General features: G+C 33.5%; 24 protein-coding genes, 7 tRNA genes and 1 other RNA gene. 5 read left to right on the plus strand and 27 right to left on the minus strand.

Features of this window, described 5'->3' with window-relative positions; genetic code table 11:
- On the plus strand, nucleotides 1-379 hold a 379-nt coding region (locus IV513_RS11485; RefSeq protein ID WP_209390718.1), incomplete at its 5' end, for a transposase.
- Nucleotides 380-470: 91 nt separating this feature from the next.
- Here the strand turns inward: IV513_RS11485 and IV513_RS11490 are convergent.
- The 10 genes from IV513_RS11490 to rpsU form a co-directional block, all read right to left on the minus strand.
- Nucleotides 471-542: transfer RNA gene (locus IV513_RS11490), tRNA-Thr, on the minus strand.
- A 40-nt stretch (nucleotides 543-582) separates the two neighbouring features.
- Nucleotides 583-655, minus strand: a tRNA-Gly gene (locus tag IV513_RS11495).
- Nucleotides 656-739: 84 nt separating this feature from the next.
- Nucleotides 740-820, minus strand: a tRNA-Tyr gene (locus IV513_RS11500).
- 20 nt (nucleotides 821-840) lie between these two features.
- Nucleotides 841-914 (minus strand) — tRNA-Thr (locus IV513_RS11505).
- A gap of 91 nt (nucleotides 915-1,005) precedes the next feature.
- Nucleotides 1,006-1,078, minus strand: a tRNA-Gly gene (locus tag IV513_RS11510).
- Nucleotides 1,079-1,162: 84 nt separating this feature from the next.
- A tRNA-Tyr gene (locus tag IV513_RS11515) sits at nucleotides 1,163-1,243 on the minus strand.
- Between the two features lie 20 nt (nucleotides 1,244-1,263).
- Nucleotides 1,264-1,337: transfer RNA gene (locus tag IV513_RS11520), tRNA-Thr, on the minus strand.
- A 106-nt stretch (nucleotides 1,338-1,443) separates the two neighbouring features.
- Nucleotides 1,444-1,737 carry an HPF/RaiA family ribosome-associated protein gene (locus tag IV513_RS11525; protein WP_209390719.1) on the minus strand — a complete coding sequence of 98 codons (294 nt, stop codon included), beginning with the start codon at nucleotides 1,735-1,737 and terminating at the stop codon, nucleotides 1,444-1,446.
- Nucleotides 1,734-2,618, minus strand: coding sequence for a tyrosine-type recombinase/integrase (locus IV513_RS11530; RefSeq protein WP_209390720.1), 885 nt, complete (start codon nucleotides 2,616-2,618; stop codon nucleotides 1,734-1,736). Before IV513_RS11530 ends, IV513_RS11525 begins: the two co-directional genes overlap by 4 nt.
- 76 nt (nucleotides 2,619-2,694) lie before the next feature.
- Entirely contained in the window at nucleotides 2,695-2,892 is a 198-nt protein-coding gene (rpsU, locus tag IV513_RS11535) for a 30S ribosomal protein S21 (protein ID WP_062697349.1), read from the minus strand.
- 398 nt (nucleotides 2,893-3,290) lie between these two features.
- On the opposite strand from rpsU, the gene IV513_RS11540 reads away from it, so the two are divergent.
- Complete coding sequence (locus IV513_RS11540) at nucleotides 3,291-7,121, plus strand: T9SS type B sorting domain-containing protein (RefSeq protein WP_209390721.1); 3,831 nt, start codon at nucleotides 3,291-3,293, stop codon at nucleotides 7,119-7,121.
- 111 nt (nucleotides 7,122-7,232) lie between these two features.
- Nucleotides 7,233-7,634: a transfer-messenger RNA gene (gene ssrA / locus IV513_RS11545) on the plus strand.
- Between the two features lie 522 nt (nucleotides 7,635-8,156).
- Here the strand turns inward: ssrA and IV513_RS11550 are convergent.
- The 11 genes from IV513_RS11550 to IV513_RS11600 all read right to left on the minus strand — a co-directional run bounded on the left by IV513_RS11550 (nucleotide 8,157) and on the right by IV513_RS11600 (nucleotide 14,744).
- A complete protein-coding gene (locus IV513_RS11550; RefSeq protein WP_209390722.1) occupies nucleotides 8,157-8,510 on the minus strand; it encodes a hypothetical protein in 354 nt (117 codons plus the stop codon).
- 77 nt (nucleotides 8,511-8,587) lie between these two features.
- Nucleotides 8,588-9,388, minus strand: a complete 801-nt coding sequence (locus IV513_RS11555; RefSeq protein WP_209390723.1) for a hypothetical protein — start codon at nucleotides 9,386-9,388, stop codon at nucleotides 8,588-8,590.
- A gap of 26 nt (nucleotides 9,389-9,414) precedes the next feature.
- Complete coding sequence (locus IV513_RS11560; RefSeq protein WP_209390724.1) at nucleotides 9,415-9,906, minus strand: hypothetical protein; 492 nt, start codon at nucleotides 9,904-9,906, stop codon at nucleotides 9,415-9,417.
- A 100-nt stretch (nucleotides 9,907-10,006) separates the two neighbouring features.
- Nucleotides 10,007-10,246: a hypothetical protein gene (locus IV513_RS11565; protein ID WP_209390725.1), complete on the minus strand. Its 240-nt coding sequence runs from the start codon at nucleotides 10,244-10,246 to the stop codon at nucleotides 10,007-10,009.
- A gap of 2 nt (nucleotides 10,247-10,248) precedes the next feature.
- On the minus strand, nucleotides 10,249-10,656 hold the full coding sequence (locus IV513_RS11570) for a hypothetical protein (protein WP_209390726.1): 408 nt from the start codon (nucleotides 10,654-10,656) through the stop codon (nucleotides 10,249-10,251).
- 11 nt (nucleotides 10,657-10,667) lie between these two features.
- Nucleotides 10,668-10,946, minus strand: a complete 279-nt coding sequence (locus IV513_RS11575; RefSeq protein ID WP_209390727.1) for an AlpA family transcriptional regulator — start codon at nucleotides 10,944-10,946, stop codon at nucleotides 10,668-10,670.
- A gap of 91 nt (nucleotides 10,947-11,037) precedes the next feature.
- Nucleotides 11,038-12,435, minus strand: a complete 1,398-nt coding sequence (locus IV513_RS11580; RefSeq protein ID WP_209390728.1) for a hypothetical protein — start codon at nucleotides 12,433-12,435, stop codon at nucleotides 11,038-11,040.
- Nucleotides 12,436-12,482: 47 nt separating this feature from the next.
- On the minus strand, nucleotides 12,483-12,767 hold the full coding sequence (locus IV513_RS11585) for a type II toxin-antitoxin system RelE/ParE family toxin (protein ID WP_209390729.1): 285 nt from the start codon (nucleotides 12,765-12,767) through the stop codon (nucleotides 12,483-12,485).
- Nucleotides 12,748-13,002 (minus strand): hypothetical protein, encoded by a 255-nt coding sequence (locus IV513_RS11590; protein ID WP_209390730.1) that lies wholly within the window; start codon nucleotides 13,000-13,002, stop codon nucleotides 12,748-12,750. The genes IV513_RS11585 and IV513_RS11590 overlap by 20 nt, the downstream gene beginning before the upstream one ends.
- Before the next feature lie 100 nt (nucleotides 13,003-13,102).
- The gene (locus IV513_RS11595; RefSeq protein WP_209390731.1) at nucleotides 13,103-13,402 is read right to left on the minus strand and encodes a hypothetical protein; all 300 of its coding nucleotides are present in this window, start codon (nucleotides 13,400-13,402) and stop codon (nucleotides 13,103-13,105) included.
- Nucleotides 13,403-13,421: 19 nt separating this feature from the next.
- Nucleotides 13,422-14,744 carry a tyrosine-type recombinase/integrase gene (locus tag IV513_RS11600; protein WP_209390732.1) on the minus strand — a complete coding sequence of 441 codons (1,323 nt, stop codon included), beginning with the start codon at nucleotides 14,742-14,744 and terminating at the stop codon, nucleotides 13,422-13,424.
- A gap of 539 nt (nucleotides 14,745-15,283) precedes the next feature.
- Here IV513_RS11600 and IV513_RS11605 point away from each other — a divergent pair.
- On the plus strand, nucleotides 15,284-16,306 hold the full coding sequence (locus tag IV513_RS11605) for a L,D-transpeptidase (RefSeq protein WP_209390733.1): 1,023 nt from the start codon (nucleotides 15,284-15,286) through the stop codon (nucleotides 16,304-16,306).
- On the opposite strand, the gene IV513_RS11610 is transcribed toward IV513_RS11605, so the two are convergent.
- A complete protein-coding gene (locus IV513_RS11610) occupies nucleotides 16,307-16,831 on the minus strand; it encodes a hypothetical protein (protein ID WP_317196420.1) in 525 nt (174 codons plus the stop codon).
- A gap of 192 nt (nucleotides 16,832-17,023) precedes the next feature.
- Nucleotides 17,024-17,662: an alpha/beta hydrolase gene (locus IV513_RS11615; RefSeq protein ID WP_209390734.1), complete on the minus strand. Its 639-nt coding sequence runs from the start codon at nucleotides 17,660-17,662 to the stop codon at nucleotides 17,024-17,026.
- Between the two features lie 193 nt (nucleotides 17,663-17,855).
- Between IV513_RS11615 and IV513_RS11620 the strand changes: the two genes are divergently transcribed.
- Nucleotides 17,856-18,302, plus strand: coding sequence for a hypothetical protein (locus tag IV513_RS11620; protein WP_209390735.1), 447 nt, complete (start codon nucleotides 17,856-17,858; stop codon nucleotides 18,300-18,302).
- 75 nt (nucleotides 18,303-18,377) lie between these two features.
- Here the strand turns inward: IV513_RS11620 and tyrS are convergent, their stop codons facing one another.
- From tyrS to IV513_RS11640, 4 genes are all read right to left on the minus strand, one after another.
- Nucleotides 18,378-19,673 carry a tyrosine--tRNA ligase gene (gene tyrS / locus IV513_RS11625; RefSeq protein ID WP_209390736.1) on the minus strand — a complete coding sequence of 432 codons (1,296 nt, stop codon included), beginning with the start codon at nucleotides 19,671-19,673 and terminating at the stop codon, nucleotides 18,378-18,380.
- Nucleotides 19,674-19,730: 57 nt separating this feature from the next.
- Entirely contained in the window at nucleotides 19,731-20,456 is a 726-nt protein-coding gene (locus IV513_RS11630) for an ABC transporter substrate-binding protein (protein WP_209390737.1), read from the minus strand.
- Between the two features lie 24 nt (nucleotides 20,457-20,480).
- Nucleotides 20,481-21,812, minus strand: coding sequence for a magnesium transporter (mgtE, locus tag IV513_RS11635; RefSeq protein ID WP_317196421.1), 1,332 nt, complete (start codon nucleotides 21,810-21,812; stop codon nucleotides 20,481-20,483).
- A gap of 70 nt (nucleotides 21,813-21,882) precedes the next feature.
- Complete coding sequence (locus IV513_RS11640; protein ID WP_209390739.1) at nucleotides 21,883-22,440, minus strand: pyruvate decarboxylase; 558 nt, start codon at nucleotides 22,438-22,440, stop codon at nucleotides 21,883-21,885.
- Nucleotides 22,441-22,617 lie beyond the last annotated feature (177 nt).

Below are 22,617 nucleotides of genomic sequence, written 5' to 3' on the forward strand. Positions count from 1 at the left end.
CAAAAGCAGAGAAAAATGGACGGAAAGTCAAAATATAAGAGCAGGAATTGTCTTTCAAGAATACCCGGATTTGGAAGTAGCCTACAACTTATCGGATAAATTAAGGAAAATTTATAATCAAAACATCACAAAATCCGTTGCAATGCTCAAACTTGCCCATTGGTTTAAAGATGTGGAAGAATCAGGTTTTAAATCCTTTTCAATACTTAAAAATACCATCACGAATCATTATAATGACATTCTCAACTATTTTGACGAAAGGAGTACAAATGCGTCCGCAGAAAGTTTCAATGCGAAAATAAAGAACTTCAGAATGCAACTTCGAGGCGTGAGAGACAAAGCATTTTTCCTTTTCAGATTATCCAAAATTTTTGCCTAGTCCCCAACTTTTGTTACTGATCCAAAATAAGCTGTAGAATTAGCTTGATATAAACAAAAAAACATACTGAAAATCAGTATGTTAATTATTGAGCCAACTACGGGACTTGAACCCGTGACCTCTTCCTTACCAAGGAAGCACTCTACCGCTGAGCTAAGTCGGCAAAAACAAGAAAATCACACTAATTAGCGTGATTTTTGTTGAGCGGAAGACGGGGGTCGAACCCGCGACATTCAGCTTGGAAGGCTGACGCTCTACCAACTGAGCTACTTCCGCAATTTTGTTTCCAAAATTATTGGTAACGCTGTGCAAATTTAGGAAAATTCCTTTATTTATGCAACTTTTAAATAATATAAAATGTGGGGAGAGCAGGATTCGAACCTACGAAGCCGAAGCAACTGAGTTACAGTCAGTCCCATTTAGCCACTCTGGAATCTCCCCAGACATAATATATTAAATTGAGCTTCCAGAGGGATTCGAACCCACGACCCCGAGATTACAAATCACGTGCTCTGGCCAACTGAGCTATGGAAGCAATTTAACACTGTGAACTGAGGCTGTAAGAGAAATTCTACTCTACGCTACATCAGTAGTTAAAAAAATCACATTTTAAAATGTGATTTTTGAGCGGAAGACGGGGGTCGAACCCGCGACATTCAGCTTGGAAGGCTGACGCTCTACCAACTGAGCTACTTCCGCAATTTTGTTTCCAAAATTATTGGTAACGCTGTGCAAATTTAGGAAAATTCCTTTATTTATGCAACTTTTAAATAATATAAAATGTGGGGAGAGCAGGATTCGAACCTACGAAGCCGAAGCAACTGAGTTACAGTCAGTCCCATTTAGCCACTCTGGAATCTCCCCAGACATAATATATTAAATTGAGCTTCCAGAGGGATTCGAACCCACGACCCCGAGATTACAAATCACGTGCTCTGGCCAACTGAGCTATGGAAGCAATTTAAAAAAAAGAATTCAAAAGATCGCTGTTCCTTTTTTGCGTGTGCAAATATAGAACGGATTTTTTGAATTCTCAAACTTTTTATGAAGTTTTTTTACATTTTTTATGAAGCTAATTCTTTTTTCTTGATTAACAGTTTCTTAGCGGTATCTACACATAGATCTAAGCTCTCTTCGAAACTCGCACTAGTCTTTTTTACTACAATATCCTCTCCCGGAACCACCAAAATAAGCTCGGTTGTCTTATTGGCTTTATCTGTATTGTTTTCTACTTTTAAGAAAACTTTACACTCAATAATTTTATCATAAAATGTATCAAGTTTACTTACTTTTTTATCAACATGTGACTCAAGCGGTTCGTGTGGAGTTAAGCCGATTGCTTGTACTGAAATCTTCATAATTCTTCTTTTTTACTTGCTCTTGGATGAGCTTGATTAAACACTTTTTTCAACTGTTCAATATTGGCATTGGTATACACCTGTGTGCTTGCAAGACTTGAATGACCCAATATTTCTTTTACTTTTGATATCTCTGCCCCATTGTCTAAAACATGCGTCGCGAAGCTGTGTCTTAAAATATGAGGACTTTTTTTCTCTTTAGAAGTAACAAGACTAAGATACTTATTAACCACTACATAAACAAATTTTTCGGTGAGTTTTTTGCCCAGCCTGTTTACAAAAAATAAACTTTGGTACTCTTCCTTAGGCTTTCTTATTTGTAGATAAGACTTTAAGAGATTACTCAGCTTTTCCGAAATTGGTACATACCGTTCTTTGTTACCCTTTCCAATGATCTTCAACTCGTTTTTGTATAAATCTACACTCTCAAATTTCAAGCCACAAAACTCTGCTTTTCTCATTCCGGTCTGGTAAAGTGTCTCAATAATGCATTCATTCAGCAAGTTAGAAGTAGAAAGAATATCATTACTCAGCACACTCATTTCATCCTGAGAAATAGGAATTTGTTTTTCCGGATAAAACTTTAACGAATTGATGGTTTCTAAAGGCGAAATTTCTATTTCACCAAGCCTCAAAAGGAAGGCATAAAAACTGCGAAGCGTAGATAATTTTCTATTGACAGTACGTTTTGAAACTCCTTTCTCATTAAGATCGACAATAAAATTTCTGATGATTTTCTTATCTGCTTTAATAATATTGTCTGATGATTCTGTTCTGAGATTAAACAAAATAAAATCATCCAAATCCCGACCATAACTTGTAACCGTATTTACAGAGTACCTTTTCTCGAACTGCAAATAATCTAAGAATTTATCTCGCATACTGTAAATATAAAACAAAAATCACTTCTTAAATAAATTATTTAAGAAGTGATTGTATAATTTGAAAAAAGAAATTTTAAGCCTGTTCTTCTTTGCTAAGATTTCTTTGCTTGTGAGCAGCTTTCAATCTAGCTTGTCTTAAAGTTACTGAAGGCTTGATAAACTGTTGTCTAGCTCTTAACTGACGAACTGTACCAGTTTTATCAAATTTTCTCTTATATTTTTTTAAAGCTCTGTCGATAGACTCTCCGTCTTTTACTGGAATTATTAACATATATTACATCTCATTTTGGATTGCAAAAATAGAAAATTAATTTGAAACTGCAAATATTATTTCAATAAAATAACAGTTATTAAGTTAACAAATCTCAAATAAAGACTCCAAGAGTCTTTGCAAAGCTTAATTTTGAGGGATAATAAATGAAGTAATTTTTATATTTTATATTCTATAATTTATTTAGATTTGCAATTATTTTAAAATACTAAAAACCAAACCAATAAACTAAAAACTTCATGGAAAAAACACAATAACTTCCACTGTATTGAAGTGTTTTCACATTTAAAGACTTTACAATCAACCCAAAAACATTATATGTATTTCTCTAATTTCCATACCAGAAGAGAGATACATAGAGAAAATCAATACCTTAACAATCAACAAAAACAATATCCATGATGAAAAAACTACTTTCTTCCTTATTCATCATACTCAATATTTTTATTTTCGCACAAGAAGACTGTGTTTCGGCAATTGCTGTCTGTGGGAATTCAAATATTAATTACACCCCATCAGGAATAGGAAATATCAATGAGTCTCTTGGCGGATGCCTTTCATACGAGAACCATTCTGTTTGGTACAAATTTACTATTGCAACTAGTGGAACGCTTACTTTTGACTTGATTCCAACAGGTCCTGTGGATTATGACTGGGCAATTTACGGACCGAATGTTACCTGTAGCAATATAGGAACACCGATAAGATGTAATGCTTCGGCTGCGCTCACCAGCACGGGAATGAATATGACCAATACGAATACTTCGTCAGCCGCAGGAAGTACCAGTCCGTACTGTAAATACATGGATGTTGTTGCAGGGCAGACTTATTATTTATATGTAGATAACTGGTCTACAACTGTATATACATTTAATTTAACTTGGGGAGGAACAGCAACTTTCGTATCCCCTTTCACTAACCCCGCAATGGCACCCAATCCATTTATTCCGCCCGGCTCTCCCGGACCTAATGCGAATTCTCCAAGAGAAATTAATATCTGCGGAAATAATACTACATTTAATTTCAGCACATTAACTCCTGGAATTTTAAATAACAATCCTAATTTTGTAGTTTACTATTACAATAATGCCAACAATGCAGCAACCGGAACTAATCCTATAACAGCACCAACAACAGTAAATACTTCTACAACCTACTATTACACTATTAGTTATCAAGACATTAACAACCCTATAACTGCTGCAAATTCTTGTAAGCAGACTAATGCAATTATTTTTAAAGATAAGAGTTTAACTACGTCAATAACAGCTTCATCTACAAAATTATGCCCCGGAGGAAATATTACTTTAACCTCAAGTAGCCCAACCGGAAACACTTGGTCTACAGGTGCAACCACTCCATCTATTAATGTAACTTCTCCAGGAACATATACTTTAACTTCAAGCAATGGTATTTGTACAAGCCCGCAAGCTTCAGTTGTTATTACACAGGATACCGATCCGAATCCTCAGATTTCAGGAAATTTAACTTTATGTGAAGCAACTTCAACAATTCTTACAGCTTCTTCAACAGGAACCGGAAACACATACACTTGGTCTAATGGCGCTACAACACCTTCCATAACAGTAACTACACCTGGAACATATAGTGTAGTTGTAAAAACTCCCGCAAATTGCAGTTACACAAAATCTGTAACCGTAGTACAAGGTAATGTACCGGTGGTTCAAAATGCGAGTTTAACAATGTGTTCCAACAGTTCTTCAGCTATATTCGATCTTACTGCAGCTCAACCGCAAATGAGTTCAACCTCCGGAATAAATTTTTCACATTACCTTAGTCAATCGGATGCTAATGCAGGAAATTCAAATACAATTTCTAATCCTACAGCTTATTCATCTGGAAACGGAGTTGTATATGTGAGAATCAGTACTTCTACTTGTGCTAAAGTCGCTCAAATTCAACTTAATATTACTCAATTGAGCACACCAACTATAACAGCTTCTTCAGCGAAGATATGTTTGGGAGGAAGCGTTATTTTAACTTCAAGCCAAGCAACGGGAAATGTTTGGTCCACAGGAGCAACAACCCAATCGATTACTGTTACTTCACCGGGAACTTATACCTTAACTTCAAACAGTGGAACATGCACAAGTCAGCCCGCTACGGTTAATATTACAGCAGATGCTGATCCCAATGTGCAAATTACAGGAAATCTTGTATTATGCGACTCACCCAACACGCTATTAACAGCATCTTCAACAGGAACCGGAAATACATACACTTGGTCTAATGGCACCACAACACCTTCCATAACAGTAACTACACCTGGAACATATACTGTAGTTGTAAAAACTCCCGCAAATTGCAACTACACGAAAATCGTAACCGTAGTACAGGGTAACGTACCTGTAGTTCAAAACTCATCTTTGAACATCTGCTCTGATTCTCCAATTGGTATATTTGATTTAACTTCTGCTCAGACAAGTATTAGTTCAACACCTGGAGTAAGTTTTTCTTATTACTTAAATCAGGCAGATGCATTGGCTCAAAATAATAATACTATTGCAAATCCAGCAGCATATTCCTCGGGAAGCAATACAATCTATGTGCTTGTAAAATCTACATCTTGTTCTAAGATTGCTTCTTTGCAGCTCATGGTGAATATTAAACCAATTGTTGTTATTACCAAATCAGCGAATTCCATTTGCAACAATACACCGGTAATACTTACTTCTAATTTCCCTACCGGAAATCTATGGTCGAATGGCTCTACATCGCAATCGATAACTATAACAAATCCCGGAGCTTATTCATTAACCAATAATAACGGAACTTGTACTAGTGAACCAGCTTCAGTGAATATTGTACAAGAAGCAGATCCTAATCTTCAAATATCTGGACAGTTAACTTTTTGTGAAGGCACCTCTACAATATTAACAGCAACAGCAGCCGGAACAGGAAATACATATAATTGGTCTAATGGATCTACAACTGCCACAACAACAGTTAATACAGGGGGAAATTACAGCGTTACTGTTACCACTGCTAATGGATGCCAATATACCAAAGCCGTAAATGTTGTAATGGATCCTCTAATTGTAGTAAATATTAATACTCCGGGCGAAATTAATTGTACTACTTCTCAGATAACTCTAAATGCAACCTCATCGGTTTATCAATCGGGAGCAACTTTTTTGTGGACAGCAACTGCAGGAGGAGTTATTGTTTCAGGAGCCAATACTTTAACCCCTGTTGTTTCTAATTCCGGAACATATACTCTTACTATTACCAGTGCTACAACGAATGGATGTATTAAGCAAGCATCGGTAAATGTGATTAAAAATACAACACCTCCGGTTATCACAATTTCAACATCAAAGTTAAAAATTTGCAAAGGCGAAACCATTACCCTCGTAGCCAACGGAGCAAATACCTACACATGGACTGGCTTATCCGGAACCGGGAACACACAAGTTGTAAGCCCTACCTCAACAACGGTTTACAGCGTTACAGGAGTTGGATCCAATGGCTGTGCCGCGTCATCTCCTGCCACGATCACTATAACAGTTGTTCCTGAAATTGTTTCCACAATTTCGAATATTGAATTTTGTAAAGGAGACAAAGGTATCTTAGATGCAGGTACAGGTCCAAACTATACTTATCTTTGGAGCACAGGAGAAACAACACAGACAATAAGCACTTCGACAGCAGGAACTTATTCAGTAACAATAAATAACGGTGCATGCTCAAGAACATTTACCGCATTAGCCAAATACATCCCAATTCCTGAGATTACAGATATTATTTATGATAATAAGACCATAACAATCAATGTTAAAAAAACCGGGATCCAGCCTTTAGAATACTCTATTGATAATGGTGTAACGTGGCAATCCTCTAATGTTTTCAGTGTGTACAGAAACAATTTATATACTGTAAAAGTTAGATTTAGAGGAGCTGATTGCGAAACTTCTACAGAATTCTATACTTTTTCGATGAATAATGTGATAACCCCAAATGCAGATGGAAAAAATGATGTAATCGATTTTAGTGAAATTAGTAAGTACGGAAAATTTGAAGGTGGAATTTTTGATCGATACGGAAAAAATATTTTTAAAATTTCTTCTGCTACACCTATTTGGAACGGCAAGGAATTAGGAAGACCTCTTCCTACCGAAACCTATTGGTATAAACTTTTTTGGGAAGACCGAATAACTAAAAAACCAGTACAAACGTCAGGCTGGATTTTATTGAAAAACAGAGACTAAGTAACAGAGCGTCGAAAAATATTCCGACGCTCTGTTTATTTTTAATTAGTCATGAAAACGATAATATCTATTCAGTAATAAAAAAAGTTATATATTTGTTCACTTTTTTATGGGGTTGACTGGTTTCGACAGCAAGACCAATGGATAAGTAAGCATGCAGAGAACCGTAGCGCGATCTCTTAAATCCCTTGCTACAAAATTTTAACTGGCAACGAAGAGTTCGCTCTTGCAGCTTAATATCGAAGTATAGTAGATCAAGCGTTTTCCCGAAGATTTTAGTAAGGAAGCAAGATATCTCACAAATGCTCTGTTCTGCGGCGTTTGGTTCTGAGATATAGGAATGCGGAAATAAGGTTTTAGACGCTTCGGCTAAAACTCGAAAACCTAAGAAGATAAGCTGGAAGTTGGGTGTTTGCTCTCTGCTTTCAGTCGAAAACCAATAGCAAAATAAGCATGTAGAAATCTTATGTATTGCTTGTTTGGACGAGGGTTCGAATCCCTCCAACTCCACAAATACAATTTTAACGCTCTGATTTTCAGGGCGTTTTTGTTTTTCATTACAAACATCTTGCAAACATTTCAAATATTTACAAATATTTTCCCTCTTTTATGGACTCCAAAAACTCTTTTACTTTCCCTTCTTATGGAGTCCGAAAATTATTCCTCGTGCGTGCGTATGGACTCCGATAACTCGGCAAAAAATACCTCAACCGATATAAACTATATTAACTTTGACCCATATAACATATATTACATATCATAGGGCTAACCTATATTAAAAATGTTAACTATTTCTTTTTTTATGGACTCGGATAATTATACTTATGAATAGATAGCCTATAAGTATTACGCACGAACAGATACGAATGAAGTTTTTATACTGCAAGTTTATTGACTTCTAAAAATCGAAACAATATACGCGCGCGTATTGGTCGGAAAGAATTCAGGTTCTCTTTTTTATTGAGTAAGAAAACGGCTGTTGAATTCTTGTTTACTTAACTCCAAAAAAAACCACCTTTTCGGGTGGCTCTGTTGTTAGTCTATAATTTGAAAGGCTGGCGGTAATCGGTTAAGTTCATCCATCTGCATCAGTAAATAAAACTTTTTCAGATACTTTGTTATAAATTCCTCTATATCTGCCATCTCGTTGGTTATATCCAAACCACTTTCAGTAAATACAAGTTTCCAAGTGAAGTAATTTTGAAGTAAATCATCAAATAAATCATATTCTCCAAATTCCTCTAAGGTTTGAGGGTTACGGGTTTCTAATTGTGAAATACTATCCCAACAACCACGCACTAAATCAGATTCGTCTATTGTTAGAGATTCTTTACCTACCATTTTGATTTTAAGTTTAAAATCCGTGTTTTCTGTTTGTTCTTTTTTCATTGTGGGTTATATTAAAAGTTATAAAAAGTCTTTGCCTTTTTTCATCCGTTACGTACGGTTAGGCATATTAAATAATATTAAAAGTTAATCTGTAATTGATTCGGGTTATAGTTCCTTTTCTCAAATCTTTGTCGGCTATATCTCGGGTTATGTTGTAGGTTGGTTTTGGCATTTCTAATATTGTGCGCAATGAAATAATTTTGGCGGTCAAAACTTTTTCCCCTTTGTTTTTCGGTCAAATATTTTTCAGTTAGTTTTTGGTAGGTTTCGGGTTGGTTTTCTTTGTAATATTTCAAACCTGTCATACATAAAAACTTACTCCCTTTTTTCTGCATTGATATATCCAAATTGGTTACTAAACAAACTCTATTATTTTTTCCGTTTGTCCCATATTCCAAGTTTATTAGTTGAGAGGTGGTTTTGTCATTTTGCAAATTCTCTGTGTTTATGGTGGTTTTCTGTGTGGAATTTGGGACATTTTGAGAATTGAAAAGTTTATCAATAATCTGCAATTTGATGAGGTAATGCAGATTGTCTTTTCTGTCAAGTAAATTGATATATTTTTCTTTTGCTCTTATAAATTTCTTTCGTGTTACATCCGTTTTAAAACCTCTCCAAAAATCAATACTTTTTACATTTTGGATAAACAATACCTCATCCCTTTTTAAGGCGTTCAGTTCGTTAGATTTTAAACCTAAATTGATTAATAACACTTGTTCCCATTCATCCAATAAAATTTGCCCTAATCGGTTGTATCTTTCCAAAGTCATTAAATCGGTGGCGGTGCTAATTCTGTACTTGCAGATATTCTTTGCCTGTTTGCTCTTAACTTCAAAACGAAATGTATTTGGATTGATTCCGTACTGTGGAACATCCAAAAACTGCAAACCTTTGGCGTATGCCTTTATTTGTTTGTAGTTGGTTGCATCAGTTTTTTTGAAATATGGTTTTTGGTATCGGGAATAGTAAAGGGTGTTTTTTTGTAAAAATAAAGTCCATTGATGAGGTCTTTTGTATCTGTATCGGGAATAATGTTTAAACCAAATTCGATATTACAAACGTTTAATTCGTTGTATTCTCGTTGTTTTATGCCTAAGTAGGTCAGAATATCGGAAATAGTACTAATTGCCTGTAATGGCGTAAAATCATTACCATTGTGGCGGTATTGGTTAAAGTGATAATGTGGACTTATATTTATCTCCAAATGACAAAAACCAACTACCTTTCCGTTTTCTACTGCCTTGCGAAAATCTAAACTTAATTTTATACCAAAATCTTTATGCCTTAATGAATAATAATTGTTTGTTTTTGGTCGGCATACCACAAAATCAGAATGTTGGTACAATCTGTTTATAATTGTTTGGCTATGCGTTAAAAACTTAGTGTTATCTATCATTAATTTTCTATCTTTGGTCTGTCAATAGTTTATCTGTTGTCAGGTTTGAACGACCTTAAAGGGAATGCGGTTTGCACTCCCTTTTTTTTGTAGTTCAATTTTAAAAAGGTGTTTTTGTCTTAGTCGGATTTTTTGGCGTTTCGCTATTGTACCAATCCAACCAATCCCGATACTCTATAAATTGCATAACTCCCAAATCTTCGCCTGTTAGGATATAATGCAAGTCTGCAAACTCTCTAAATGATTGGTTTAATATTTCTTGTTCAAATCCTGCGGTAACGCCATTTTTTAACTCATCTTTGGCGTTATCCATTGCGGTTGCTAATTTTCTAAGTTCCATTGTTAAAAGTTTTGAATTAAATATTTTACCAATCGGGTGCGGTCTGTGGGATTGTGCGGATAGAATTGTTTACAGGCTCTTATTTCAATCGCACCAACATCGGAAAGGTATTTGATAACGCACAAAGATTTCACGCCCTGTATTGGCAAATCTGAATAGTAAAAATTATCCGTTTCTGTTGGTCGCAATCCTGTTAAGGTGCATTTACTCCAATTCGTAGCGTTGCGTATTCTCAAAAGTAAGTTTGCGCCCGAAATGGAATTGTAACCGTTGTTTTTTTCTAACCTTATCAGTTCAGATAACAGCGGTTTTTCTGCGGACTGCATTTTGAATTGTGCAAAAGTCTTTTTAACCTCATCGAGTGTATAGGTTAGTTTGTAACTGTCGGGAATGAACGTTTTTGTAGTCATTGCAATCAATATTAATCGTTAATAATCATTGCATTTTCTATCTCGTCCAATCTGTAATAAACTCTTGCACCGAGTTTATAGGATTTTAAGATTTTACGTTTTCTCCATTCGTGAATGGTGGGTTTTGTAACTCCAAAACGTTCGCAAACCTCATCTGCGGAAAGGTAGCGTTTAGACTCGTTGTCTTGTAATATTTGGGTAATCTTTGCGAAAAGTGTACTTTCTACTTTAGTCGCAATTTCCTGAATGAGTGCAGTAGGTTCTATTCCTACAAAATTGATTGTTTGCATATTGCAGTATTTTAAAATTGATACTGCAAATGTTTTTTAAGTAATCAATAAGTAATTACTTTTTTTTACTCAAATTAAAAAATGCTAACTTTTAATTGTTAGCATCTGTATTTTTAATCTTTAATTTTAGAATGATTTTATTAGCATTCAAAATGTTTTCATTGTTTTTGTAAGGACTATTTTTGTCTGCGTCATCTCTATTGGCGTTTAACATAGGTCGTAAATACGTGTAAAGAGTTGTTGAGTTAATCCCCGTGATTGCAGATAAAATTTCTGCGGTGTGGGAAATAGTTTCAGGTTTAGTTTGAATACTTTTTATATAATCAATTATTTTAAGTTTTTCTAAAATGATTAATTTTTCTTTGTCCTCGTTATTTGAAAAATCGTTTTCAGGAGTTTCTATGCTGATTTTTGAGTCAACTGGTTCGCTTTTGGAGTCTTCTAATTCAGTTGTAAGTTTAGATAAAAATGTATCTAATTCCTTTATATTGTATGTGGCTCTATATATTGTATTCCTAAATTCAGATTCATTCCAAAATAAATTAAAATCTTTAGCCTTTGCAAAAACATCATCATTGTATCGTAAACCCCAAAACATCTTTAATTCTTTTAAATTTGAATGGACGTTTTTTAAAAAAGGAAGTCTGTCATCTCTATTTTGTATTTGATTAAATAACATAAAATATCTTTTAATGTCAGACTTATTTAGTTTTTCTTCAATTTCAAAAATTTTGTTTTTGTTTTTTCTAACATATTCTAAATCCTTTTCAGTCGTAATTGGAGATAAAAAGCCTGTAAGTTCTTTTAGTAAGTCAAAAAATAATAAAATGTTGAAAATCAAATTTTCTTTAGTGAAGTCATTTTTCTTAAATGTTATTGAAACATTGTTTTCTTGATTTTCATTTATTACATCATTACTTAATTCGTTTTTTACATTTATCTTTTTTTCTAAAAATTTATATATACGTTTTATTGAAAATTCAAAGTTTTTCAACGCATTTTCGTCAATATCTAAAAACCATTTTTTTGTATAATCGGTAAAATCATAAGAAAACAAATGTTGGTAAATATATAATGTTTCGTAATCTAATATGTATCCATCCTTGAAAAACGAAAGATTCTTATCGTAAGGTTCGTCATCACATATTTTTAATGAGCTAACAAGTTCCTTTGCAAATTTTTGTTTTCTATTAGGTTCTGATATACTTATGAATAATCTTAAACGATTTTCTACAATACGAACGTATTCCCTATGATATAATTTGAAATCATCAATATTGTCATTTTCATCAACTGTCTTTACTGGTATCCCAAACCCATAATGTGCATTACCGCCAAAAAAATTGAAAAACCTATCATAAATATTACGCTTGTATTCATAGGCAAAGTCTTTTTCAGTTCCGTCTGGATAACTTTCTAACCAATCTTTAAATATTTTGATATAGTTTTTTTCAAATTCTGAAAATGTACAATAAAAAGGAAACTGCATTTAATAAGGTTTGAACGTTTATAAAAAAAGTCGCATTTCTGCGACCGTTATATTTTGTTTGGGTTTTGTTTGGTGTGAAATAATCGCAATATTCTTACTTTGTCCTTATAGACTTTATACACCAGTTTGTAAGTGTAAATCACGGCTCTCCTTACACTCTCATTATTGTAAATTGGCTCAATTTCATATTTGTAAGGTTGGTTTACAATATCATTTGAAAAGTCTAAAATCTCGTTTAATAAATTTTTAGCATTCTGCGGACTATTTTCTGCAATGTAACCAATTTGTATAAACAAATCTTTTTCGGCTCTTTTACTCCAAATTAAATGCATTCATTATATTTTTACGCACCTCATCGGTTGTTAATCCTTTATCTTTTCCGCTCTCCAATTCTTCAATAGCCAAATCAATTTCCTTTCTGTATTGTTCGGCTGTTAAAGGTTTTCCATCCGTTGTATATCCTACAATATCGGAATTAATGAGGTTATTTATTTTCTGCAAAAGTTTTTCATCCCAAATACTGAAAATCTTTTGTGCTAAATTTATTTGTAAGGTTTCGGTACTCATAATCTTAAAATTATTGTTTCTGTTGTTATTTTCATTATACAGACCTTAACAAAGTTAAATAAAAGTTTTATAAAATAAAATGCATTTAGAATAATGGAAATTAATTATTTAAAATTTCACTCTTATGAATAGCCCTTTCGTAGTTAACTACCTCTTTTGAAAAACGCATTTTTTCAATGATTTTTAATAATTCTTCTACTGCAAAAGAATTATAACTTAATGTATTCAGTTTTTGATTAATTATTGTTTTGTCTGCATTTTCAGGCAATTGATTTATTAATTCATCTTCTAAATTACTCAATTCCTCAAGAGTGTTATTAATTAATTTATCCATTGTATAAACGAGATTTTGAAGTTTAATCATATCGTTGGAGAAACTTACACTTAATAATTCTTCCATAATAAATATATTTTTAAAATTAGTTTGCGGTTTTGGTTGTCTGCTGAGGTTGTTCCGTTTTTGTTTCGGTTTTCCAATACTCCAGCATTTGTTTTGAAAGGTCGTTAAAATCCTTTCCAATGTAGTTTAAAAATTCTTTTTCCGTTTTATGCCCTGTAACTGCCATAATTATAGGCGTTGGAATTTTGGCGTAATTATGAGTTGCAAATGAACGTCTGCAAACGTGGGAACTAATAATATCATATAACGGATAATTGGCATAATCAAAACGTTTTGTTTTGTCATTCCACCTTTTCCCCCACTCCAAACGGTCTATATTTGCCTGTTTGGTAATACTTCGCAAATGATTGTTAAAGATTGTTTTTGCGCTCTCTATATTCTCAGAATACTTTTGCGGAAAATTGCCATTTCTTTTATCTAAGATCTTTTTTACCTCATCGTGTACAGGAATAAGTACAGGGTTTTTAGTTTTCTTTTGGCTGAGGTTTATAAATAAATCCCCATCAATAGTTAGTAGTTGTTTACTATTCATTTGCAAAAGGTCAGACGCTCTTTGTCCTGTATAAAATCCAATGATTAACCAATCCTTTGTAGCTTCATCCAATGGATTGAGAAAGATAACTTTTGTAATCTGTTGTAGTTCGGTTTCAGTAATGTAAATAGTAGGCGTTTCGGTTGTATAGCCTTTTATCTCAGATAGATTGTTGTTTATTTCAATATCTAAGGTTTTTGCGTGGGATATAATCGTTTTGGGATATTTAATGTAACGTCCTATTGTGTTTTTACTGATTCCCTGACTTTCCAAAAACTTTTCAAATCTATTTGATGTCTTTACATCATAATCAGAAACTTTCAAACGTCTGTTTTCGGACTGCAAAAACTCTTTAATCTTTGCGATAATGGTGCGCTGTTTTTTAACAGTTGATTCCGTTATTTCTTTACCTCTATTTTTACGGAATGGCAAAACATCGGTCAGATAATAATCTAAATAATTATCCAAATAGTCTAATTGTTGAAGTCTGCGACCACCTGAGTAATATGCCTGTATAATCTCATCTAACCAAATAGCGTTAATAATTTCGGTTTCATCCCTTTTTTTGTAGTGGTCTAAAACAAAACTTTCAATATCTGTTAATTTCTGTTTAAGATTTTCTAAATCGGTTAAGGTCTTTTGATTTGCTGAGGTAATGTTTTTGGGTGCGCCTTTCTTAGCGTTCCAATGTTCAGGGTTTACGGTTTCCCTTGTTTTGCGCTGGTAGAATTTTCCACGCCCTAAAGAAAAATAACAATATACAGTTGCGTTATTACTTTTAGTTAACAATCTAAATTTTACAGTCGCCATAGTTGTAAGGTTTGAACATTTCAAAAATACAACTTTTACAAACGGTTTGCAAACATCTTTCAAACATCTTTTTAATCCATTTAACTCCATCTTAACAGTTCAAAAATAATAATTATTGATTTTCAGATACTTATATTCATTTTCAACTTTTTAAATTTTAAATGATATTCAATGAATTAAGGCATTATAGTCCCTCCAACTCCACAAACACAAAATTAACGCCCTGATTTTCAGGGTGTTTTTTTTATTGCAAACAACTAAAAAACACAAAAGCGCACCAATCAATTCTTTTGAAAACCTTATATATTTTTAAAATTCACAAAAAACATATATTAAACACTATAATTGTAGTTGTTGTATAATTACATGAAAAGACGAAACTTTGTCTATCTTTAAAAGAAATTTTAGAACATAAAAATACAAACGAGATTTTTCAACTTCGGTAAGTGAAAAATTCTTAGTAAAATTTTAATTAATTTTAATTAGGTCTAATTTTTGCAAATAAGATTTCTAACTCAAATGAATTATTTTAAATTTCTATGACAAAAAAAACAATCATTAAGTCATTTTACTTTTTACTTTTTACATTATTTGTTTTTTCGTGTAAAAAAGAAGAATCGGTAAATTCAGAAAATCAAAAACCATCTGCTTCTGAAGCAATTTCGCAAAGTGAACATCATCCTGATTCTATTAAAACAAATCCTGTAAAAGAATCTGCAGCCCCAATGATTCAGGAAAATGGTTTTTATAACGCATTCGCTATTCCGAAAGATTCTAAAAAAAGAGATTCCTTATATGCTATTTTCAGCAAAAAATACAGCGAAAGAGAGCGTTATGCTATTTTAGCTTTAAACAGATTAGATTCTAAAAGCAAATGGAACTCCGACACTCTCGTTGTTCCTGCAAAAATAGATACTACTTTAATGGCTTATTCGCCTTTTCCACTACAACTTGATATATTGAGTGATGTGAAAAAGTTTGTTGTTTTTTCTTATCCAATTCAGGCATACGCAGTATATTCTAATGGTACTCTCGTAAAATGGGGACCTACAAGTATGGGAAAAAAAACTGCTCAAACAGACAGAGGTTTAATGTTTGCGAACTGGAAAAAGAAACTTGCTATTTCAACGGTGAAGAGCGAGTGGAAACTACCTTATAATTTTAATATTCATAATACACACGGAATTGGATGGCATCAATATGATCTTCCGGGATATCCTGCATCACACTCTTGTCTTAGGCTTTTAATGAAAGATGCTATATGGCTTTACAGTTATGCAGACACATGGATCCTTAATCCTGGCGGAGCTACTACGAAAGCAAAAGGAACTCCGGTAATTGTATTTGGAGATTACCCTTGGGGAAAAAGAAAACCTTGGAGAAAATTATTGGAAGATCCCAATGCCAACAATATTTCTGTGGAAGAAATGAATAGAATTATTCAGCCACATGTAGAAAAAATGATTTCTGAACAAACGAACAGAGAAAAAGTTGCAGATTCCATTAAAACAGCAAAAGCTTCAGAAGCTGCTTTAAAGGAAACTACATCTACAGAAAAGTAATTATTTTTCGAACTTCAACGTAGATTCTTCGGCAAATCTCCTGAGTTTCGTCATTTCATTTTTAGCTTTATACTGTCCGAATCTTGCTGCAGCATACGTTGCAGCAATCCCTATTATCATTGCAAAAGAGGCATTTAATGCCCAAGGAAATTCATCACTACTGATTTGAGATTCCACATAATGCATGGTAAAAAAAGTCATCCATAAAATAGAAAAAAGAAAATACATAAACATAAAGAAAGTCCATACTGCTGAACTTGGTCCAAAAACCCCTCTTACAACTGTAACGCCTTCATCCTTTTCTGTTCGGAGGGAAAGACACGGTTTCCAGTAATTATCATCCTCTGTAAAAACCGTAATGGTTGCCACTTCTTTATTGATGTTTCCACGAAATTCATCTTTATGATTTTCCAGATACTTTTTAAGATTTTCGGCATACTCTTCTTTGGTAAGATGAGTAAGCATTTTAAATCTCGGACGGTTTCTTATTTTATCTAATGTTGATTCTTCAGCTTCCATAGTCATATAATAAATTAATATTTTAAGAAGTAAAATTTATTCCGTTATAGATAACGAAAGTTTAATGGAGATTGAATCAATTAGAATATTTCAAAAATCATCAATTTTCCAACAACCTTTCTTACTTCTCTTCGATGAAATTAGTAAATTATTTCCAATAAAAAAGTAAAGCATCCTTATTAAGAATGCTTTGTAAATTTATTTTGAAAAAAAATCCATCAGATCTATATAATTTTTCTGATTGACTCCATGACCGCTCATATATTCTCTAAAAGAAAAATAACAACTGAGATCATACAAAAGATCCGCAGCCTTTCTCCCCCATTCTAAAGGAATAATCGCATCATCCGTTCCGTGAGAAATGAAAAATCTTAAATTTGCTAACTTCTTCTTATCCTTTACAATATCGGTTAACAGTTTTTCTTCCGGATAAGAACTGAGACAAGCTACACGATTAAAAAGTTCGGGATACTTCAAGGCTAAAGCATAACATAAAATACCTCCTTGACTAAAACCGCAAAGATGTGTTTTGCCATCAGTAAGACCATACTTATTAACTATTGATAATATATGTTCTAGAACTGCCTGAAGCGATTCATTAGCCTGATCTACATCTACAAAACGTTCAGGATTATTAAAATCTATATCATACCATGAAAAACCTTCAAATTCTGTAGTTTTTGGTGCTCTGAAGCTTACGATAATCCAATCTTCCGGAAGATTTTCCCTAAAACTGAAAAGATCCTGCTCATTACTGCCGTACCCATGAAGCATAAATAAAATCGGAGTATTGGAAGTGATATTTTCCGGTTCTCGTACAATGTAATTCAAATTCATACAGCAAATATAAATATAATTACATTTTGACTTACAAATTTTTATCGCATGCTGTTCGCAGACAAATTATCAATTGAAAAAACTTTTGTTGATTTGATATTAATTAGAAATCATTGTTGGAAATTTTTCATAAAAATTATTTTTATATTGATAAAAAACCTATATTTGAAACATTAAAAATCTATTTGGAGAAATGAAGAAATTTTACAACGCAAAAAATTTATTTAAACTTTCATTTTTATCAGTTTTATTACTATCTCTAGCTACTGTATTTAATTCTTGTAAAGATGATAAAGAAGATGAGTATCAGGATCACTTAGTGCAGTTTGAAGCAAAAATAGTTCCTGGCGGAACCACTGCTCCAACTCCTCCAATTATGCTTTTTAAAAGCGTTGTGACTCAGGTAGGAACTAAACAGGAAACAATATTCGATCCGATAGGTCTTACTTGGACAAGCGGAGACTTCTTTGTTAATTCAAGCCAGTCGCAGTTGAATTTTTCAGCTAACGCAACACTTTTGCATCCAGATGCATCGCTTACTGTTATAATTTATGTAGATGGTGAAGTTGCCAAAAAAGTTACGGTAACAGGTACTGGTGAAAAGAGTGCTTCTGTAGCACACAGCTTCTTAGAACTATAAAAAAAATAATTTTATACAATCAAAAAACCGCCTTTGGGCGGTTTTCTTATTTATGATCGTATTGTAAATAGATAATTAAATAGCTTTTACAATAAAATAGTTTTTCTTCCCTTTCTGCAACAATAAAAATTTACCATCAATAAGATCGCTTTCGTGGGCAGCAAATTCATCATTTACTTTTTCTTTGTTCACAGAGATTGCATTTCCTTTCATTTCTCTTTGTGCTTCGCTTTTAGATTTAAGGAAATTGGTTTTTTCTGAAAGTAAGTCTATAATATTACATCCTAAAACTTCATTTTTATTGATTTCTTTTTGCGGGACACCTTCAAAAATTTCCAAGAAAATATCTTCATTAAGACTAACCAAATCTTCCGCAGTAGATTTTCCGAAAAGAATTTCTGAGGCTTTTACTGCTCTTTCGTACTCTTCTCTGCCATGAACCCAAACGGTAACTTCTTCTGCTAGTTTCTTCTGAAGCTTTCTTTCGTGTGGAGCAGTCTGGTGTTCGTTTATTAAAATTTCAATCTCATCTTTTGGTAAGAATGTATAGAATTTTATAAATCTTTCTGCATCTGTATCGGTAGCGTTTAGCCAAAATTGATAAAATTTATACGGAGAAGTTTTCTTTTTATCGAGCCAGTAATTTTCTCCACTTTCAGATTTACCAAACTTAGAACCGTCTGCTTTAGTGATTAACGGAACTGTTAACGCGAAAGCTTCGCCCTGAGCTTTTCTACGGATAAGCTCGGTTCCTGTGGTAATATTCCCCCATTGGTCTGAGCCTCCCATCTGAAGTTTAACATTATTGTTCTGATACAAGTGTAAAAAATCGTACCCTTGAATTAACTGATAGGTAAACTCCGTAAAACTCATCCCTTCAGCTCCGGCTTCTCCAGAAAATCTTTTCTTTACAGAATCTTTTGCCATCATGTAATTTACGGTGATATTTTTCCCTACATTTTTAGCAAAATCCAGGAAAGAAATCTTTTTCATCCAATCGTAATTGTTCACCAATTCTGCCTTGTTATTTTCATTTCCTTCAAAATTTAGGAATCTCGAAAGCTGGTTTTGAAGACAGTCTACATAATGAAGAAGAGTTTCTTCATCCAGAAGATTTCTCTCGGCAGATTTCCCCGAAGGATCGCCAATCATACCGGTTGCACCACCTACCAATGCAATAGGTTTATGACCGTGCTGCTGAAAATGAGCAAGAATTTTAATCTGAATAAGACTTCCGATATGCAAAGAATCTGCAGTAGGATCGAATCCGATATAGGCAGTTGTCATTTCTTTATCCAGTTGTTCATCCGTTCCCGGCATCATATCGGCAAAAAGACCACGCCATTTCAGTTCTTCAATAAAAGAGTTCATTATTTTTACAGTTTAAAATTAAGTTGCAAAGATAGTAAACCTTTAAGAATTTAAGACTCAATTAAATTCAGCAATAAAATTTTTAAAATACATTTCGCACTTTGCAATATGAGTTCCGTACCATGAAAAAGCCTCGCCATCTACAATCATTATTTTTTTATCGGGGTATATTTCCTTAATTTCCGAAATATGATTTTCTTTAAACGGAAATGGCTCTGAAGAAAGTATGATAACTTCTGCTTCCTTTAAATCTTCCAATTCAATTACCGGATATCTTTTGTCGTTTTTAAAAATATTATCAAAACCAAATTCAGATAAAACGTGATGAATAAATGTATCTGAACCAACCGTCATGTAAGGATTTTTCCAGATAAGATAAGCAGCTTTTACTTTAGATTTTAACTTTACTTCATTAAAAATTTCGTACATCTTGAGGTTAAAAAGTTGTGCTTTTTCTTCTAAATTAAAAAGTAAGCCTAGATTTTTTAAAAGGTAATAATTATCTTCAAGAGTTTCTGTATTGCTTACGATTACTTTAAAATCTTTCATTAATTCTTCTACCTGATCTTTTACATTTTCTTCCTTATTGGCAAGAATTACATCAGGTTGAAGATTTTTGATTTTTTCGATATTAAGATTTTTTGTTCCGCCAATAATTTGAACATTTTTCACTTTTTCGGCAGGATGAATGCAGAATTTCGTGCGTCCGATTACTTCATTCTCGGTTAAACCCAAATCGAATAAAGCCTCCGTAATAGAAGGTACCAGAGAGATAACTTTCATAATTGTTTAGACTTTTGCCTAAAATTACAAAAGTTTTCCCGTTAAGAAAATTCCTGCTACTGTAAAATAAATAATAAGACCCGTAACATCCACCAAAGTAGCAACGAATGGGGCGGAAGACGTTGCCGGATCGAGTTTTAATTTTTTTAAGACAAAAGGAATCATAGAACCGGAAAGTGTTCCCCAAAGCACAATCATCACCAAAGAAACTCCCACACTAAGCCCTACAAAAGGCCAATAAACCCCATAGTTGAAAAGCCCAATCTCATGCCAGAGCATAATTCGGAAAAAACCGATAACTCCTAAAATCCCTCCAAGCAATAAACCGGTAAAAATCTCTTTTTTCATGACGTACCACCAGTCTTTCAGTCCAATTTCCTGTAGCGCCATTGCCCTAATAATGAGTGTTGCAGCCTGAGAGCCGGAATTTCCGCCACTCGAAATAATCAGCGGGACAAACAAAGCCAATACCACCGCTTTCTGAATTTCATCTTCAAAATATCCCATAGCAGAAGCGGTAAGCATTTCAGAAAAGAAAAGGATAACCAGCCACGTTGCTCTTTTTTTTATCATTTCAAGAAGAGAAGTTTGGGTATAGGGCAGATCTAAAGCTTCTAATCCCCCAAATTTCTGAATATCTTCGGTATTTTGTTGCTCAATCTGGTCTAAAATATCATCAATAGTAACAATTCCTACCAAAACGCCTGCTTCGGTAATGATGGGAAGCGCTGTTCTGTCGTATTTCTCAAAATACTGTACAGCATCTTCCTTTGATGTAGTTGTGGTAATTGCCACAAAATGATTATCGGTAAGCTCTGAAACCAATGTATCTTCTTCTACTAAAAGTAAACTACCAAGCTGAAGATCGTCTATTAAACGATTTCTTTCATCTACAACATAAAGATGATTAATGGTTTCTACCCTTTTCCCTACTTTTTTTATTTGCTGAAGACATCTTTTTACCGTCCATTCTTTTCTGATCTGAATGTAATAAGGCGTCATTAGACGTGCAATAGAGTCGGAATTATAGCCTAAAAGTTTAAGTGCAATTCTTCTCTCCTGTGGGTTCAGATGATTGATGGAATATTTGATGAGTTCATCCGGAAAATCTTCAAAAAGAGCAGTTCTGTCATCGGGAGTCATTGCATTGAGGATTTCAGAAACCTCATCGCTGCCGATGCTTCGGATGGTTTCTTCCTGAAAATCGGGATCGAGGTGCGAAAAAACTTCAGCTTTATATTCTTTAGGAACCTTTAGAAATGCCAATAGTCTTTCATCAGCAGGAAGTTCGCTGAGTCTTTCGGCAATGTCGGCTGGATTAAAGATAAATTCGTCAATAGAATTCAAAATCTGAATATTTTTTTGCTCTGCAAAAATAATTCAAATTTTTATAATGGGAGAACGATAGGAGAAATTTAAGGTTTATTTAAAATTCGGTATCAGACGATTTTCTCATTTTTTTCAGTTGCTTCAGAATGCTTTTTAAAGCACCATTTGTCCCAATTTTTATAGAATTTTCAGCAGAACCTAAAAGCCTCATATTTTTGCGATAGGTATCATAATCGGAAGAAACAATAAAATTCCCCTGCGCATCAAAAAGTTTCATGCTTACAATAACCTGATTAGAAAATACATATTTACCAAGACCTACTTTAAAATATTTTACTTTGGGAACAATGGCAAAATCGGCATCGTTATTTTTACAGTATTCGGAAATAGTTTGCGAATCTACATTTTCGTAGGGAATATTAGTTTCGGAACGCATCATTCTATTCTTGCGGACAGTACTCATCTTATCGGACACAGTGGTAAAAAAAGCATTATTAGTAGGCTCTTTTATCTCCTCAATATCCGGCTCAACCTCCGGATTAAAGTACAAAATATTTGTTTCTTCGCTCTGAGCAGAAATTTTCTGTGCTGTTGCAGAATTCACAATGCCCATAAAAACAGTGACAACTGCTGTAAAAAATAATATTTTTTTCATCTCTATTCAAGATGTAAAATTACTGTCTTTTAGTGACGTAACATAATTTAATGAATACTTTTTTTTAAACATATTTTTTCAATAGCGTCCTAAATAAAAAAATAAGAAGGAATTAAAGTAACTCAAAGTATCTTTGAGGTTGACAACAAAAAAACCTTCTTATGGATTCAAAATTAA

Origin of the sequence: Chryseobacterium sp. RR2-3-20 (assembly GCF_017808115.1) — a bacterium.
GTDB classification, from domain to species: domain Bacteria; phylum Bacteroidota; class Bacteroidia; order Flavobacteriales; family Weeksellaceae; genus Chryseobacterium; species Chryseobacterium oryzae.